Source organism: Rudaea sp. (genome assembly GCF_057139185.1).
Map to the genome: position 1 here is coordinate 33,033 of NZ_DBNHDN010000030.1, position 16,698 is coordinate 49,730.

11 protein-coding genes are annotated in these 16,698 nt (G+C 64.5%); 7 read left to right on the forward strand and 4 right to left on the reverse strand.

Features of this window, described 5'->3' with window-relative positions; translation table 11 throughout:
- Positions 1–42 precede the first annotated feature (42 nt).
- From AC16HO_RS10000 to hutU, 5 genes are all read left to right on the forward strand, one after another.
- Positions 43–570 (forward strand): alpha/beta hydrolase, encoded by a 528-nt coding sequence (locus tag AC16HO_RS10000; RefSeq protein WP_395643483.1) that lies wholly within the window; start codon positions 43–45, stop codon positions 568–570.
- Positions 567–2,768 carry a bifunctional 23S rRNA (guanine(2069)-N(7))-methyltransferase RlmK/23S rRNA (guanine(2445)-N(2))-methyltransferase RlmL gene (gene rlmKL / locus AC16HO_RS10005; protein WP_395643484.1) on the forward strand — a complete coding sequence of 734 codons (2,202 nt, stop codon included), beginning with the start codon at positions 567–569 and terminating at the stop codon, positions 2,766–2,768. Before AC16HO_RS10000 ends, rlmKL begins: the two co-directional genes overlap by 4 nt.
- 145 nt (positions 2,769–2,913) lie before the next feature.
- Complete coding sequence (locus AC16HO_RS10010; RefSeq protein ID WP_484335423.1) at positions 2,914–3,360, forward strand: hypothetical protein; 447 nt, start codon at positions 2,914–2,916, stop codon at positions 3,358–3,360.
- A gap of 203 nt (positions 3,361–3,563) precedes the next feature.
- Positions 3,564–4,199 carry a class I SAM-dependent methyltransferase gene (locus AC16HO_RS10015; protein WP_395643486.1) on the forward strand — a complete coding sequence of 212 codons (636 nt, stop codon included), beginning with the start codon at positions 3,564–3,566 and terminating at the stop codon, positions 4,197–4,199.
- A 121-nt stretch (positions 4,200–4,320) separates the two neighbouring features.
- Complete coding sequence (hutU, locus tag AC16HO_RS10020) at positions 4,321–5,991, forward strand: urocanate hydratase (protein WP_395643487.1); 1,671 nt, start codon at positions 4,321–4,323, stop codon at positions 5,989–5,991.
- A 163-nt stretch (positions 5,992–6,154) separates the two neighbouring features.
- Here hutU and AC16HO_RS10025 read toward each other — a convergent pair whose 3' ends face one another.
- The 3 genes from AC16HO_RS10025 to AC16HO_RS10035 form a co-directional block, all read right to left on the reverse strand.
- The gene (locus tag AC16HO_RS10025) at positions 6,155–7,174 is read right to left on the reverse strand and encodes a hypothetical protein (protein ID WP_395643488.1); all 1,020 of its coding nucleotides are present in this window, start codon (positions 7,172–7,174) and stop codon (positions 6,155–6,157) included.
- 126 nt (positions 7,175–7,300) lie between these two features.
- Positions 7,301–10,045 carry a spermine/spermidine synthase domain-containing protein gene (locus AC16HO_RS10030; RefSeq protein WP_395643489.1) on the reverse strand — a complete coding sequence of 915 codons (2,745 nt, stop codon included), beginning with the start codon at positions 10,043–10,045 and terminating at the stop codon, positions 7,301–7,303.
- Positions 10,046–10,165: 120 nt separating this feature from the next.
- Positions 10,166–11,071 (reverse strand): protein-L-isoaspartate O-methyltransferase family protein, encoded by a 906-nt coding sequence (locus AC16HO_RS10035; protein ID WP_395643490.1) that lies wholly within the window; start codon positions 11,069–11,071, stop codon positions 10,166–10,168.
- 254 nt (positions 11,072–11,325) lie between these two features.
- On the opposite strand from AC16HO_RS10035, the gene AC16HO_RS10040 reads away from it, so the two are divergent.
- Complete coding sequence (locus tag AC16HO_RS10040) at positions 11,326–12,402, forward strand: dipeptidase (RefSeq protein ID WP_484335424.1); 1,077 nt, start codon at positions 11,326–11,328, stop codon at positions 12,400–12,402.
- A gap of 2 nt (positions 12,403–12,404) precedes the next feature.
- Positions 12,405–12,860 carry a RidA family protein gene (locus tag AC16HO_RS10045; RefSeq protein ID WP_395643492.1) on the forward strand — a complete coding sequence of 152 codons (456 nt, stop codon included), beginning with the start codon at positions 12,405–12,407 and terminating at the stop codon, positions 12,858–12,860.
- Between the two features lie 837 nt (positions 12,861–13,697).
- Here AC16HO_RS10045 and AC16HO_RS10050 read toward each other — a convergent pair.
- On the reverse strand, positions 13,698–16,688 hold the full coding sequence (locus AC16HO_RS10050; RefSeq protein ID WP_395643493.1) for a M14 family zinc carboxypeptidase: 2,991 nt from the start codon (positions 16,686–16,688) through the stop codon (positions 13,698–13,700).
- Positions 16,689–16,698: the final 10 nt, after the last annotated feature.

Consider the following 16,698-nt stretch of genomic DNA (forward strand, 5'->3'; position numbering starts at 1 on the left):
ACGCGCGCGGGCAGGCTGTCAGCGCCATGCGATAATCGCGGCATGAAGCCCTTCCTGATACTTTCGCACGGCCTCGAAAGCGGGCCCGACGCCACCAAGGTGACGGCACTGGCCAAGGTCGCCGAATCGCTCGGGTTCCGCAGCGTGCGTCCCGACTATCGCGATCTCGACGTCGGTCACGACGTGCGCCGCATCGACGAGCGCATCGCGCGCCTCAAGGCGCAGGCGCCGGTCGATGCGCCGGTCGTCCTCGCCGGATCGAGTCTGGGTGCGTATACCTCGGCGCTGGCGTCGGCCGGGTTGAACTGTGTCGGCCTGTTCCTGATCGCGCTGCCGCTGGCGATTCCCGGGTACGCGCGCCCGTTCGCCGCGGCGAACGTACGCACCGCGCTCGTGCATGCCTGGGACGACGAGATTTGCCCGGTCGATGCGGCACTCGCCTTCGCGCGCGCGCGTGGCGATGCGATCGCAGTGGTGCGTGACGATCATCGTCTGGGCAACCACGTCGATTTTGTCGCCGAACAATTCCGTTTGTTCCTGATTCCATTCGGTCAGGGGCAGTTCGCGTGAACGCGGCGGATCCAGCGACGCGAAAATTCTTTGCCACCTGCCCGAAAGGGCTGGAGTACCTGCTCGTCGACGAACTGAAGGCGCTCGGTGCCGGCGACGCGCACGAGGCGCTCGCCGGGGTGCACTTCGGTGGCAGCCTCGACGCGGGCTATCGCGCCTGCCTCTGGTCGCGGCTGGCCAGTCGCGTGCTGATGCCGATCGCGGAGTTTGCCGCCGCCGACGGCGACGCGCTGTATCGCGGCGCACTCGACGTCGACTGGAGCGAACACTTCGGCACCAGCGACACGTTCGCGGTCGACGCGGTCGGCAGCACGCAGGGCATCACGCACACGCAGTTCGCCGCGCTGCGGGTCAAGGATGCGATCGTCGACCAGTTCCGCGAGCGCGGCGGCGTACGTCCGAGCGTCGATACCGAGCGGCCGTCGCTGCGGGTCAATCTCGTGCTGCGCAAGGGCCAGGCGATCCTGAGCATCGACCTTGCCGGCACGCCGCTGCATCAGCGCGGATATCGACTCGGCAAGGGTCTGGCGCCGCTCAAGGAGAATCTCGCCGCGGGCATGCTGTTGCGCGCCGGCTGGCCTGCGACCTATGCGGCCGGCGGCGGCCTCGTCGATCCGATGTGCGGCTCGGGCACGCTGCTGATCGAGGCGGCGCTGATGGCGGCCGACATCGCGCCGGGGCTGCGGCGCGACTATTTCGGCTTCCTCGGCTGGCGCGGCCACGACGCGGCGTTGTGGAAAACGTTGCGCGACGAGGCGCAGGCACGCGCGCTGGCCGGCGCGCAGGCGCTGAGACCCGTGTTCTTCGGCTTCGACCGCGATGCGAACGTGCTGCGCGAGGCCGTGCACAACGCGCAGTACGCGCAGATGTCGGGTTTCATCCACCTCGCCAGGCAGTCGCTGGAACACCTGCATCGTCCGCAGGAGCTGTCGATGCCGGGGCTCGTGATCTGCAATCCGCCGTATGGCGAGCGCATGGGCGCGGACGCCGGCCTCGTCGATCTGTACCGTTTGCTCGGCACCAAACTGAAGGCCGAATTTCCCGGCTGGCGCGCGAGCGTGATCACTTCGGACGAAAACCTGGCGCGAGCGATCGGACTGCGCGCCGAGAAGAAATACCAGCTTTACAACGGCGCGCTCGAGTGCGTGTTCCTCAATTTCGCGATTCAATCAAGTTTGCCCGCGGCGGCCGATGCGCCGAAGCCCGGGCCGAAGCCGCTGTCGGCCGGCGCGCAGATGGTCAAGAACCGCATCGAGAAGAACCACCGTCATCTGCGCAGGATAGCGGCGCGCGAAGGCGTCGAGTGCTGGCGTGTGTACGACGCCGACCTGCCCGAATACGCCGCCGCGATCGACATCTACCGTGAGCACGGACGCGATGGCGTGGCGCGCGATTGGCTGCACATCCAGGAGTATGCCGCGCCCGCGAGCATCGACGAGAGTCTCGCACGCGCGCGCCTGCGCGAGCTCGTGCGAGCGGCGGGCGAGGCACTGGACGTTCCGCGCGAACGCGTCGCGCTGAAGCAGCGCCGGCGCGGCAAGGGCGGCGAGAAGTACGGCAACCTCGACCATCGCGGCGAGTTCATCGAAGTGGGCGAGGGTGGCTTGCGCTTTCTCGTCAACCTGTGGGACTACCTCGACACCGGCCTGTTTCTCGACCACCGCCCGCTGCGCGCGCGCGTGCGCGAACTCGCGCGTGGCAGGCGCTTCCTCAACATGTTCTGCTACACCGGCAGCGTCAGCGTCCACGCCGCGGCCGGCGGCGCGATCGAGACGACCAGTGTCGATCTGTCGCAGACCTATCTCGAGTGGGCGACGCGCAACCTCGCCCTCAACGACTTCGGCGGCGGCACCGGGCACGGCGGGCGGCACAAGCTCGTACGCGCCGATGCGGCGACGTACCTGCAGCAGCATTCGGCGATGTACGACTTGATCTTCGTCGATCCGCCGACGTTCTCGAACTCCAAGAGCGCGGCCGACTTCGACGTGCAACGTGACCACGCACAACTGCTGCGGCTCTGCGGCGAGCGTCTGCTGCCAGGCGGAATCATCCTCTTCTCGAACAACTACCGCCGCTTCAAGCTCGACGAGGCTGCACTGTCCGGCTTCGATATTCGCGACATCGGCACGGCCACGATCCCGTTCGATTTCGAGCGCAATCCGCGCATCCACCAAGCCTGGGAACTGCAGAAGAAGTAGCCTCGTTCAGCTTTGTCCCGCAGCGCGCCGGACGAGGCTGAACGGTTCAGGCAGGGGTGCCGGTTTTTCACCATCGATTCAGCCGGAAAATCGCAGCATGTTTCTGCGATCAGCGGATCGCTTGGGCACTCATCGGAGCAGGCACATGACATTCGGCAAGCGTGGTTTTCGTGCGATGGCTTTCGGCCTTCTCGCCGTAGCCGGGCTCGCATTTGCGTCGATGGCGTCGGCACGCGATCATTTCAGCCTCGGCATCAGCGTGCCGGGTTTGAGCATCGGCGTCGGCAACCATCACACCTACGTCGGTATCGGCGGCGGCTACTACGGTGGCGGCTACTACGGTGGCGGCTACTACGGCGGTGGCTACTATGCGCCGACCTACTATGCGCCGACGTATTACGCACCGGCACCGGTGTACTACGATTCGTACCCGGTCTACTACAGCCGCCCGGTCGTGTACCGCTCGGGCTACTACTACCGCGACCGCGGCTACGACCGCGGCTATGACCGTGGCTACCACCGCGGCTACGATCGCGGCCGTGACGAAGGACGCGGCAGCTACTACGATCGCGGCGGTTACTACCGCCATTGAAGGTTGCCCGGCGCATTCCTTCCCCCGGAATTGAGCGCCGGCCATGACCCCGCTGCTTCGGCAGCGGGGTCTTTGTTTTGCGCACGGCAGGCGGCATTGCGCCCGCGCCGGGATCAGCCGCGAAAGACGCCCGACTCGCGGCACGCTGGCCGTCTTCGGGCGGTCCCACTATGATGCCGGCTGTATTTCTCCACGGATTCCCAGTGACCCATCCGCAAGCGTCGCCTCCCACGTCCGGCTCGCAGGCTTGGCTGTTCTTCCGCCAATGGCTGAAGAACCCGCTGAGCATCGCCGCGCTGGCGCCGTCGGGCACCCAGTTGGCGGCATTGATGACCGCGGAACTGCCGCACGGCACGCGGCGTGTGATCGAACTCGGCGCGGGCACCGGAGTGTTCACGCGCGCGATGCTCGATAGCGGCGTCGCGGCGGATCAACTGCTCGTCGTCGAGTTGAACGAGGAACTGTACGAGCACCTGCAAGCACAGTTCCCCGGCGCGCGCGTCGTCTGCGGCAATGCCTGCGAGTTGGCCGGCATCGTGGCGCAACAGGGTTTCACGCAACCCGGCGAGGTCGATGCGGTCGTCAGCGGCCTGGGCCTGCTCAACATGTCGCGCGACCTGCAGCGCTCGATCATGCGCAGCGCATTCGACGTGCTCGGCCCCGAAGGCAGTTTCATCCAGTTCACCTATTCGCCGAAGCCGCCGTTGCCGCGCGACCTGCTCGAAGAGCTGGGCCTGTCGGTGCGCCGCGGCGGCTTCGCCTGGCGCAACATCCCGCCGGCCTCGGTGTTCGTGTTCTCGCGTGCGCGTTCGGAGCAGATGCACGCCGTGCGGAAGTGATTCCCGCGCTCGCCGTTGACCACCGGGCGCACGATGCGACAATCTCCGGCCGTACTCATCGACATTGGCCTACTTTGTCCGGACGGTAGATAATTGGCTACCCTAAATACGGGATTCCGCCATGAACGCTCCGACCCGCATCGACACCACGCGCACGATCCGCGCGCCGCGCGGCAACACGCTCACGTGCAAGAGCTGGCTGATCGAAGCCGCATATCGCATGATCCAGAACAACCTGGATCCGCAGGTCGCCGAAAACCCGCACGAACTCGTCGTCTACGGCGGCATCGGCCGTGCCGCGCGCAACTGGGAATGCTTCGATGCGATCCTGCGCTCGCTGCGCGAGTTGAACGACGACGAGACTCTGTTGATCCAGTCGGGCAAGCCGGTCGGCGTATTCCCGACCCACGCCGACGCGCCGCGCGTGCTGCTGGCGAACTCCAACCTCGTGCCGCATTGGGCGACCTGGGAACACTTCAACGAGCTCGATAAAAAAGGCCTGATGATGTACGGCCAGATGACGGCCGGATCGTGGATCTACATCGGCTCGCAGGGCATCGTGCAGGGCACCTACGAAACCTTCGTCGAGATGGGGCGCCAGCACTACGGCGGTTCGCTCAAGGGCAAATGGATTCTCACGGCCGGCCTCGGTGGCATGGGCGGCGCGCAGCCGCTGGCGGCCTCGCTTGCGGGCGCGTGTTCGCTGAACCTCGAATGCCGGCAGAGCAGCATCGATTTCCGCCTGAAGACGCGCTACGTCGACGAGCAGGCGAAGGACATCGACGACGCGCTCGTGCGCATCGAAAAATACACGAAGGCGGGTGAGGCGAAATCGATCGCGCTGCTCGGCAACGCGGCAGAGATTCTTCCCGAACTCGTCAAGCGCGGCGTCAAGCCCGACGCCGTCACCGACCAGACCAGCGCGCACGACCCGGTCCACGGCTACCTGCCGATTGGCTGGAGCGTCGAGCAGTGGCTGGCCGAACAGAAGGCCAATCCCGAGAAGGTGCGTGACGCGGCGAAGAAGTCGATGCGCGTGCATGTCGAGGCGATGCTCGCGTTCCACGCGCAGGGCATCCCGACCGTCGACTACGGCAACAACATCCGCCAGATGGCGAAGGACGAAGGTTGCGCGAACGCGTTCGACTTCCCCGGCTTCGTGCCGGCCTACGTGCGCCCGCTGTTCTGCCGCGGCATCGGCCCGTTCCGTTGGGTCGCGCTGTCGGGCGATCCCGAGGACATCTACAAGACCGACGCCAAGGTCAAGGAATTGATCCCGGACGATGCGCACCTGCACAACTGGCTCGACATGGCGAAGGAACGCATCAGCTTCCAGGGCCTGCCCGCGCGGATTTGTTGGGTAGGCCTCGGCCAGCGCCATCGCCTCGGCCTCGCGTTCAACGAAATGGTGCGCAAGGGCGAACTCAAGGCGCCGGTAGTGATCGGCCGCGACCATCTCGACTCCGGCTCGGTCGCGAGTCCCAACCGCGAAACCGAAGCGATGAAGGACGGCAGCGACGCGGTCAGCGACTGGCCGATCCTCAACGCGCTGCTCAATACCGCGGGCGGCGCGACCTGGGTTTCATTCCACCACGGCGGCGGCGTCGGCATGGGCTATTCGCAACACAGCGGCGTCGTCATCGTCTGCGACGGCAGCGAAGCCGCCGACAAGCGCATCGCGCGCGTGCTGTGGAACGATCCGGGCACGGGCGTGATGCGGCATGCGGATGCGGGGTATGAGATTGCGCGAAAGTGTGCGAAAGAGCAGGGGTTGAAGTTGCCGATGGCTTGACGGGGAAGCTTGCGGCGTGATGCTGAAAGCTTTGTAAGAAACTGCATACGCTCAGAGAAAGCGTATGCAATTTTCTAGCTACTAGGAATCGTGTCGGGAATGCCTTCCTGCACCACGTTCAGTTCGGTGCCGCAGATCACGGCGCGCAGGTCGATCGTCGTGATCATCGTGCTTTCGCCGGTTTGCCTTTCGGATAACCGGGGATGCGCGAGAACAGCCAGCTCAGCGGATTCTGCGTCCAGGACTGGGTGACGAAGTCGTTGTGGTGGGTCCAGTCGAGACCGCTGTCGACGAAGGCGACGGTGCCGGGGCGCAGCAGCGTGGGCGGCTTCGTCGTGTAGCGCAGGTTCGCGTCGGTGAGTTCGGACTGGAGCGCTTCGTTCTGTTCACGTGTCGATTCGGTCCAGGTGCTGAAGAAGAACGCCGCGCCGTGCGCGCGCACGATCCAGTCCGCGAACTTGTCGATCTGCCCATAGAGCGCGTCGAGCAGGATGACACCGTGCAGGCGCGATCCGATCTGACCGACCGCGAGCGACCACGATGCCGGCAGGTAGCCGCCCGAGTAGGCGACGAGCACGACCTTCGATGGCCTGAATGCGGATTCGACGCGTCGATCATGGTATTGCAGCGCGAGTTTGCGCGCGGCTTCCTCGACGAATTTCTTGAATGCGCCGCGCTGCCAGAAGCGCCCGGCGCTCGAATCGGCGGCGTCGACCGCGAACTGCGGAGCGACGAGCACGGCATTGAGCTTGCTCGCGGCGAGCTGGGCGGCGACCTGCTGGCGATCGAGCACGTCGCGCGACAGCGTTGCGCCGTTGCCGTGGAAAAATACGACGATCAACGCCGGCTTGCGGATGTCGAAGCCTTGCGGCAAGTATAAAAGTACACGATTGTCGCTGAAGGTTTCGTCTTCCCAGTGCACCGAGTTGTCGCGCGGCGAAACATGGCCCTTGCGGTTGCCGTCGATCTTGTCGATGAACTTCTTGCCCGAATCGGGAATCAGCCCGTGGAACGGAAACGGCGCGTAGTCGAACGGGACGAAGGCGGTGATCGGAGCCTTGAGCGGGGCGATGGGGACTCTCGGTGCGGTGAGCGGTTTGACTTGTCGTGCGGTCGATGCGGGCCTGGCGGCGAAGGCAGGCATTGCAAGTGTCAGCGCGGCCAGCAGAAAAAACAGCGTCATTCCCGCGAAGACGGGAATCGGGTTCTTGTTCTTGATCTTGAAAAAGGCGCGACAAGAAGGAGTTGGATTCCGGTCTTCGCGGGAATGACGAGCAGATTGTTCCCTCACGCCTGACTCCTCGCCGGCTTATGCCATTTTCGTTCCACCACGCACCGGCAAAAATATCGCAAAAAACGCCGGTGCGGCGATCAGGTAAGCGATGCCGCTGATCTGCAGCACGCTGGCGAGGCCGAACGAGGTGGCGATGATAGGCACCAGCGCCGCACCGATCACCGAGAACGAACCGTTGATGCCCCAGGCCCAGAGGAACATCGCGTTCTTGCCGAGGCGGCCGAGCCAGGTCATTGCGGTCGACATCGGGAAACCCATCAGGAACGCCGGTGGCGCGATCAGCAGAAAGCAGCAGACCAGGCGCAGCGCGTAGGGCAGGCGGCCGATCGCGTCGAGAATGGGGTCGATGACGAAGCCGTAGGCAATCAACAGTGCGCCGATGGCGACGAAGATGACCGGCATCGTCACTTTCGCGCGATCCATGAAGCGTTCCGACGTCAAACTTCCGAGGCCGGAGAACACGAGCATGCCGGTGATCAGGATCGATGCGGACACGGTCGGGTTGCCGAGCGGCAACACGAATTTCGCGATCAGCGCGACTTCGACCATGATGTAGCCCAGGCCCAGGCAGGCGAAGTAGAGGATCACGCGCAACTGGCCCGGCGTGCGCGAGAAGATCGTGCGCCAGCCGAGCAGTACCGGAATCGCGACGAGCACGAGTGCGGCGATCGCGGCGATGCCGAGGGTAGCCCAGAGCAGCAGATAACCCCATTCGTCCTGGAAGATTTCCAGACGATCGGTCGTGCGCGTGAGGTCGCCCGGCTTGACGTAGGCGGCGAAGTAGGGGCGGTTGTTGGTCAGCGGGCGCGTATCGAACACGTAGTTGGCAAGATCGGTGCCGTTGCCGTGCAGCAGCGAGTGCCAGGCGAGCTGACCCATCACGGTTGCAGGCACGGGAGCAGGCGTGGCCTCGGGTGAGGCGGCGTTGGCATCCGGGCCGGTCGGATCGGCCGCGGGCCCGGTAGGGTCCGCCGCGGGCCCGGTGGGGTCGGCGGCAGGCGCTGTCGGATCGGCCTGTGGCGCGGTCGTCGGCTCCGCCGCCGGCACGATTTCGGTGGCGGCCTTCGGCTTGGCGCCACCGCTGGCGATGCCGGACGCCGCCGCAGATTTCGCGGCTTGGTCCTCGCCGAAGATGCTTTCGCGATACGACTTCAGGCTGTCGGCGATCTGCTTCGCGTCGAACTCGAAGCCCGGATAGGTCAACTCGTCGAAGCTCATCGCGTGCGTATGCGCGTGCAGCTTGTCGAGATCGTCGGCGGAGAAGCCGCCACGCTTGTACAGCACGGTCGCGGTCGAGAGATAGCTGGCGACGGCGTAGAACTCTTTCGACACATCGGCCTCGGGCTCGACGTCGCGCGCCGCATCGACCATCGTCGCATAGAGCTTGAGTACCGACTTGGGCGGCTCCTCCTTGTTCCACAGCGTTACCGAGAGCACACCGCCGTCGGCGAGCGCGTGCATGTAGGCACGCATCGCCTCGCGCGTGTAGGCGTACTTCTCGACAATGGCGAAGCCGCCGGGGCTGGACAGGCCGGCCGAATCGGCGAGCGAGAGATCGATCACGTCGTAGCGCCTGTCGGTGTTGGCGAGGTAGAGGCGGCCGTCGTAGGCGATCACGTCGAGCTTGGGATCGTTCAAGATGTCGCCGGAGAAATCGCGCAGGCCCTTGTCGTTGCGGAAGGCGTTGAGGATCTCCGGATTGCCTTCGGCCACGGTCACGTGCTTCGAGTTGTGCAGCGCGACGCGCGTGGAGATGCCGCCGCCGAACTGGACGACGAAGGTGCTCGGGTCCTTCTTGATGACGTACGGATAATCCATCGGCAGATAGCGGAAATAGGCGCTTTCCGCATCGCTGAGCTTGCGCATCACGCCCATCGGGCCTTCGCTGTCGATGTACATGCCGAGATAAGCGTTCGCCGGCATCTCGGGCAGGTTGAAGGCCGCGTTGTCGGACAGGCCCGGCGCGAAGTGCAGGTATGAGCTCGAATAGACCTCGAGATAGCCGAACGGCGAGGCGTTCTCGTAGACGCGCTGGTTGTCCGGGAACTTGCGTGCGTAGGACACGCCCTTGTAGTCGGACACGGCCAGCTTGGGAATCGCAAGTTGCTGCGGCAACCAGAAATGCCCCGCGAGGCACAGCACGCCGAGCACGAGAAGTGTGCAGAGGGAGGCAGCGCGCTTCGCCTGCGCGAGAAACCAGAGCACCCCGGCGGCGAACCACAGCGTGAGCGGCACGACGACGAGGTTTTCCGGACGGAACAGGTACAGGCAGCCGAGCAGCAGCAGGCCACCCGTGCCGGCGCCGACGAGGTCGGCGAAATAGATGCGGCCGAAAGTCTCCTTCATGCGCAGGAACACCGCGCCGAGAAAAAACGCGCCGGCCAGGAACGGCGTCAGGTACAGCGCGAAGTTGCCGAACAGCTTCCACTTCTGCACCGGATCGGAAATCAGGAAGATCGCGTTGAACGGAATCTGCTGCGCGAGCAGGTTCGCAGCGACGATCAGCGGCCCGAACGCGAGCAAGGATACGTTGGCGACGCCTTGCCAATGCTTGTCGAACCAGTCGTTCGCCGCGCACATGACGACGCTGGTGAGGCCGAAGCCCATCATCGCGAGGCTGACCACCATCGAGCCGAAATGCGCCCACGAGCCGACGCTGAAGATGCGCATGATCGAGATCTGCAGCGCGATCACGGCGCCAGCAATCAGGGCGACGGCGAGGTAGAAGAAGAAGTTCGTTTGGGCGCGAGGCGCATCCAAACGAAAAGCCGACCGCGGTGGCGCGGTCGGCGTGGACAGAGTTGAAGAAGTCATTCGAAACCGATTGCCTAGCTTGTCATTCCGGCATTCCCGGCCGGCATGACGCACGCCTTGCGTGCGTCACTTGGTGTCTTTGGCGTCGCCGTTGTGCGCGCCCTTGATCTCGCCGTCGACGAGCTTGGTGAACGGCACGAACGGCACGATCTTGTTGAAGATGTCGCTGCGCGAGACGGTGATGCTGCCATCCGCGGCCTGGTGCTTGATCACCTTGAGCACGCGTTGCGCACCCGGCGGCCCGACCGGGATCACCATGACGCCGTTGGGCTTCAGCTGCTTGAGCAGCGGCGGCGGGATGTGGTCGATGCCGCAGGTGACGACGATCTTGTCGAACGGGCCGTTTTCTTCCCAGCCGTAGTAGCCGTCGGCCTGCTTGGTCGTGATCGCCTTGAACTCGGTATAGCCGTCGGCGATCAGTTCGTCGTAGACGCTGCGCGTGCGCTCGGCCAGCGGCTTGATGATTTCGATCGAGTAGCACTTGTCGGTCAGGTGCGAAAGAAATGCCGACTGGTAACCCGAGCCCGTGCCGATTTCGAGCACCTTCTCGCCGGTCTGCACGTTGAGCACCTGGGTCATGCGGCCGACCGCGTGCGGGCCGGAGATCGTCACGCCCCAGCCGATGTCGAGAAACGCGCTCTCGTAGGCATGCGGGCGGTTGACCGGACGGCAGAAATCCTCGCGCGGCGTGAGCAGAAACGCGCGCTTGTTGCGCTCGTCGGTCAAGTCCTTGTTCTGGGTCATCGCGTACATGCGGTTCCAGCGCTGGGCGAGGAATTTCGGATCCTCGCCGCGGTTCTTCACCGCCCAGTCGACGAATTCCTCGCGATTGCCGATCGGCACCTTCATGTCCCAGCTGAACGGGACCGGCACCTTGTTGTCCGCACCGGAAATGCTTGCGCGCGCGATGCTGGCGAGCGGTGCTGCGGCAACCGCGGCGATCGAACCGAGGACGAATTGGCGTCTATCCACTGGACAAGCTCCTGGAGAAAACAGTTGAAGGTCAATGCCATAGGATACGGGAAATGGATCACGATTGCCGCTTTGGGCGTGGTCGCGGCGTGTCCGTTCAGGGGCCATTCGCTGGCAATCGGACACGTCGTCGCGGCAGAATCGAGGTTTTCGGGGAGCGCATGTCGATGAATTCTGTTTCGTCTCGTCGCAGTTTCCTTTCCGCCGCTGCGGCAATCGGCGCGGCAGCGATGCTGCCATCGTCGAATCGCTCCGTGCTGGCGGCTACGGCGCCATCCTCCGCCCCGGCCTGGGCCGGATACACCGGGACGGTCGTGATCGATACGCTCGGCAGTCCCGGCGGCGCGATCGACGATGACTCCAATCAGCTCAGCGCGCGCGATCTGGATGACGTACGCAAGTCGGGCCTGACCGCGCTCAACCTGACCGTGAACGCCGACGGCATCGGCAGCTATGCACGCAATTTCGAAGGCGCGATCGGCGAGATCGCCTACTGGAATGCACAGATCGCCGCGCATTCCGACGCGCTGATGCAGGTTCGCCGCGCGGCCGACATTGCCGAGGCCAAGCGCAGCGGCCGCCTCGGCCTGATCTACGGCTTCCAGGACGCGGCACCGTTCGGCGAGAGCCTCGATCGTCTCGACACGTTCTGGAATCTCGGCGTGCGCATCTACCAGCTCACCTACAACAAACGCAATCTCGTCGGCGACGGGTGTCTCGAACCCGCCAACGCCGGAATCTCCGCATTCGGCCGCAAGCTGGTCGAGAAATTGAACGAGCGCAAAGCGCTGGTCGACCTTGCGCACGCCGGCGAGCGCACCACACTCGATGCCGCCGCCGCGTCGAAAGCGCCGATCGCGATTTCGCATACCGGCTGTTCTGCGATCAATCCGAATCCGCGCAACAAGACCGACAACGAGTTGAAGCAGGTCGCCGACAAGGGTGGTTATGTTGGCATTTACCTGATGCCGTTCCTGCGCGGCAAAGGTCAGCCGATGGCGGCGGATCTGATCGCGCATCTCGAACATGCGATCGACGTCTGCGGCGAGGATCACGTCGGCATCGGCACTGACGGCTCGATCTCGCCGATCGCGGTGACGCCCGAGTTCAAGAAGAAGTTCGCCGACGAGATCGCGGACCGGCGCAAGCGCGGCATCTCGGCGCCTGGCGAGGACCCGAACGTCTACACTTTCATTCCCGATCTGAACCGTGCCGACCGCTTCGATCGCATCGCCGAATTGCTCGCCGCGCGCAAACATCCGGATGCGTGCATCGCGAAGATCCTCGGCGGCAATTTCGCCCGCCTTTTGAATGACGTATGGGGAGCATGACGATGGGCGTTTCGAAAACGATCAAATCTGCCGCCTTGGTTGCGTGCACGCTCGCAGCTGCCAGCGCCGTTGCGGTCGAGCCCGAATTCTTCGCGCGCAAGGCCGCGCCGGGCCAGCCGAGCTATCCGTTTTCCGAAGCGGTGCGCGTCGGCGACATGCTCTACCTGTCGGGCGAAATCGGTCTTGGCGCGGACGGCAAGCTCGTCGCCGGTGGCATCAAGGCGGAAGCGAAGCAGATGATGGACAACATCGGCGCCAACCTCGCGCGCCATGGTTCCTCGTTCGACGGAGTCGTGCAATGCACGGTCGCGCTGGCGGACATCGCCGACTGGCCGGCGTTCAACGAGGTATACCGAGGCTATTTCAGCAAACACTTTCCGGTGCGCATGGCGTATGCCACGCGCGGACTCGCGCTGGGCGCGAGGGTCGAGGTGCAGTGCAATGCCGTGGTGAAGTAGGGGCGCGCTTTTCGCGCGCCGCGCGTGAAAGTAGTCGATACGTCTGAGTGCTTGCTCGTCATTCCGGCGCAAGCCGGAATCCATTTTGATCTTGCTCTGTTTCTGTAGTCGCGTCCCTTCGCCTTTCCGCGTGCGGGTTACTTTCAAGAGCACCAGCTTCCACTCGTCCTTCGGACGAGCGGGTCACTTTCTTGTCAGCAGCGACAAGAAAGTAACCAAAGAAACGCCGCCCCGGATGCCGCGCCCTTCGCGCTAGGCGCTACGGGTACGCGAGGTCATGCCGGGGTTCGCTCGACGTACATCCGTGTACGTTCGCGAACTCGTGCGCATCGTGCGCGCGACCCTGACGGGCTGATCCGTCCTGCCCTCGCCGCGACAAACGGGGACCCGAAGATCACAAGACGGATACAGAACCAAAGCCAAGCGCGCAGGATGCGCGTTGCTCTTGCTCTTGTGGGTCCCCATCGCCTTGCGGCGGCAGCGGACGAAAAGGCCCGCAGGGTCGGCGCGATGGATCGCGTCGATTCCGTTGTTGCACACGGATGTGCAATCAACGGAACCCGGCCGCTGACGCGGACCCGGAGCGCAGGATGCGCGCAGGGCGCAATGCTCTGGGGCGTGTTTCTTTGGTTAGCTTTCTTTGCACGAGCAAAGAAAGTAACCCGCTCGTCCGCAGGACGAGTGGAAGCTCTTGCTCTTGAAAAACCAAAGCCACTGGATTCCCGCCAGAAGCACGCGGGAATGACGAGCAAGAGCAAGGTGTAGATCTTCGCCTTCGCGGGAATGACGAGCCAAAGCCAAGCTCGCCATTCGTCGCGACCGCGAACCAGCCCCCAGTTACAACTTGTCGAAATTCAAAATCGCATTGAACACGAGACCGTAAGTGCCGATCGTCTGCCCGCGCCAGATCGGGTTGGTCGCGAACAGCACGACGTGGCCGCGACCGTAGCGCGCGTCGACCACGGCAGCATGTTCGGCCAGCGAGCCCGCGCCCTGCAGCAAGCCAGCGATCAGCAGATCGTCGGCTTCACCGAAGCGCACGACGGCGCGTGGGCGCTGATCCTCTGGAATCACCGTGGAGGGAAAGAACGGCCCCGGCCGCGCCTGGTCGATGTTGAGCGGCGTCGCCTCCCACGGCTTCGGTGCGGGCAGTACGGCGGCTTCGCTCATGGCGCGACCTTCGGGCGCGTCGGTGTCGTGCGGGCCGCCGCGGCCGGTCGGGCGCTTGAAATCCTTCGCGGTCGGCAAACCGTCGTCGCCGGTGAGCAGGTTGCTGAGCTTGAACGAAAGGCCGTCGGGGCTGTACATGCCGAATTCCTTCGCGTAGCCGTAGGTGACCGGATGCGACTCGTCGACGGTTACACCCTGCAGGATGCTGCCGACGACCTTGAGATCCTTCGCCGGCGCGACCGACACGCCCGGCGCGAGGCCGACGTCGATGGCGAACTTCGCCGCGTCGCCCGCGGCGAGCAGCAGGCCGCCCTCGTTGACGAAGCGTTGCAGATGCGCGAGGCCGGACGCGCCGAGGCCGGGGCGGATGTCGTCGGTTTGGTCGATGCCCATGTTCGGCGTCAGCGCGGTCTTCTTCCACGGCATCGCGTTACCCCACAGCGGCAGGCCGTTGAGCACGAGCTGCGAGTTGTCGGCGCCGATCGGTGCGAACAGGATGACGTCGTACTTGCCCCTCAGGTTGTCGTCGCGCGCGGCGGTTTGCGTCGAGATGTAGTCGTAGGGTATGGCGAGTTTGTCGAATGCCTGGCGCCACCAGCCTTCGGTCTGCGTCGACAGCCAGGTGTGCATCAGCGCGATGCGCGGCGCGCCGAGCCTGTGCGTGGCTACGTTCGGCTCCGAGGCAATCGTCCAGGCGTCGAGATCGAGTTCGCCGAGTTTTTTCGACAATGCGGCGCCATCGACCTTGCGCACGATCCAGGTACCCACCGGGAAATGCCTGCCGGCGGCGTCGAACGGTTTTTCGGCCACCGCGATATCGGTGCCTTTGAACGCGTAACGCAACGTCATCAGCGAGGTATCGGCATGGTTTTCGATCAGGTAGACGTTGCCGTTGCCCTGTACGCCGCCGCGCGCAGGCACCGGCTCGCGCAGCGTTTCCATCGGCGCCTTGAGGATGTTGTTGTCGGTGACGCGCACGACCTCCGCACCGAACATGTCGCCGAGCGCCCAGGCGGTGTCGTCATAGGGGTGCTTTTGCGGATCGTCCGGCGACCAGTACTGGCGGTCGAGCAGGGTGTCGGCGATGCGAGAGTAGGGCTGGTCCATGCGCACGACGTAGCTGCCGGTGGGAAAGGTGCGCGCAACCGTTTTCGGTTTCGCATCCCGGGTGGGCTTGTCGTCCTTCTTCGCATCGTCCTTGGCGTCGTCTTTGGGCGGCGCGGGTACCTGCACCGTGATCGGCGCGGTTGCGCGGCTGACTTCGGCGTGCTGCAACTGGAGCACATGCAGCAGCCGGCGCTGCGCATCGCGATGCACGTCGTCGGCAGCGAGCACGTAGGCAGCGGGGCCGGCGGCGGCGGGCTTCTCGACCGAGCGCTTGGCCTTGAGCCAGAAATTGCGCAGGAAGGTTTTTTCGTTGTCGGCAAAATAGTTGAGCGTGGAAAGCAGCGCGCTCTGCTGGTAGTTGTTGTTGTTGCGCTGCGACCAGAGCACCTTCGGCAGCGGTGGGTTCGGCCGGTACCAGGTGCGCGCGTATTCGCTTGGGTCGAGGATGCGCTCCACCGTGTCCGCGCCGGAATTGCCGAAGGTTTCGTAGAGCCGGCTGATGCCGTTGTGCATCGCCGCCATGAACATCAGATAGCCCGGGCTCCAGGTGTCGAAATCGCCGTGGGTGAACACGCCGGGCATGCCGAATTTGGTCAGCTCCTGCACGTTGCTCCAGCCGAGCTGCTGCCATTCGCCGACGAGAATCGGATCGACCCAGGCGTTGTACGGGCCATCGCCCACGGTGTTGTCGTAGAGAAACGGCACAGATTCGTGCAGATCGTGCAGCACCTGCGCGTGCCAGCCGAGATAGGTGTCGAGCACATTGCGCGAAAGCGCGAGCGTCAGCCCCATCGCATCGCGATTGTTGTCGTGGGCGACGTAGTGGCCCCAGTACATCAGCGGCGGCGGCGTCTTGCCGGGGTTGGCGCGGTGCCAGTTGTAGAGATCAACCATGCGGTCGCGGCCATCGGTCTCAACGACCGGCGTGATCAGGGTGATGACCTTGGAGCGGATCTTCCTGATGTATGGCGCATCGTCGACGGCGAGGCGGTAGGCCAGTTCCATCAGCGCGGTCGGCGAACCGGTTTCGGGCGAGTGGATGGTTCCGGTGATGTAGTAGACCGGCGTCGTCTGCGCGACGAGCGCATCGGCTTTGGCATCGTCGAGGGCTATCGTGCGCGGGTCGGCGAGTTGCGCCAGACGCGCATCGTTCTCCTTGAGGTTCGCGAGTAGCGCTTCGTCGGCGACGGCGACGGCGATCATCTCTCGACCTTCCTCGCTCTTGCCGATGCGGAATACCTTGACGCGCGGCGTCGACGCGGCGAGCAGGTCGAAATAGCGCGTGATGTCTTTCGTGTACGGCAGCATGTTCGGCGCGCCGGACACGTCGCCGAGCACCTTGGCCGGCGTCGGCACGGTGTTCGACGCAGGCAGGTAGCGGGTCAGCGGCGAGTTGAACTGCTCGCCGGTCGTGTATTCGGCAATTTTTTTTCCATAGGCCTCGTCGACCGGTTGCTGTGGATCGCGCGCAAAGATGTCGGCGGCGAGCGCCGCGGTGGTTGCAGCATTGATTGCGATCAGCGCGAATGCGCAGGACAAGCGAAGGAACATGCGGTACTCC

Bases quoted from the DNA above. Each gene is read 5' to 3' on its own strand.
- AC16HO_RS10000 (WP_395643483.1), top strand. From the start codon at position 43: ATGAAGCCCTTCCTGATACTTTCGCACGGCCTCGAAAGCGGGCCCGAC.
- AC16HO_RS10045 (WP_395643492.1), top strand. From the start codon at position 12,405: ATGGGCGTTTCGAAAACGATCAAATCTGCCGCCTTGGTTGCGTGCACG.
- AC16HO_RS10050 (WP_395643493.1), bottom strand. From the start codon at position 16,688: ATGTTCCTTCGCTTGTCCTGCGCATTCGCGCTGATCGCAATCAATGCT.
- AC16HO_RS10010 (WP_484335423.1), top strand. From the start codon at position 2,914: ATGACATTCGGCAAGCGTGGTTTTCGTGCGATGGCTTTCGGCCTTCTC.
- AC16HO_RS10025 (WP_395643488.1), bottom strand. From the start codon at position 7,174: ATGACGCTGTTTTTTCTGCTGGCCGCGCTGACACTTGCAATGCCTGCC.
- hutU (WP_395643487.1), top strand. From the start codon at position 4,321: ATGAACGCTCCGACCCGCATCGACACCACGCGCACGATCCGCGCGCCG.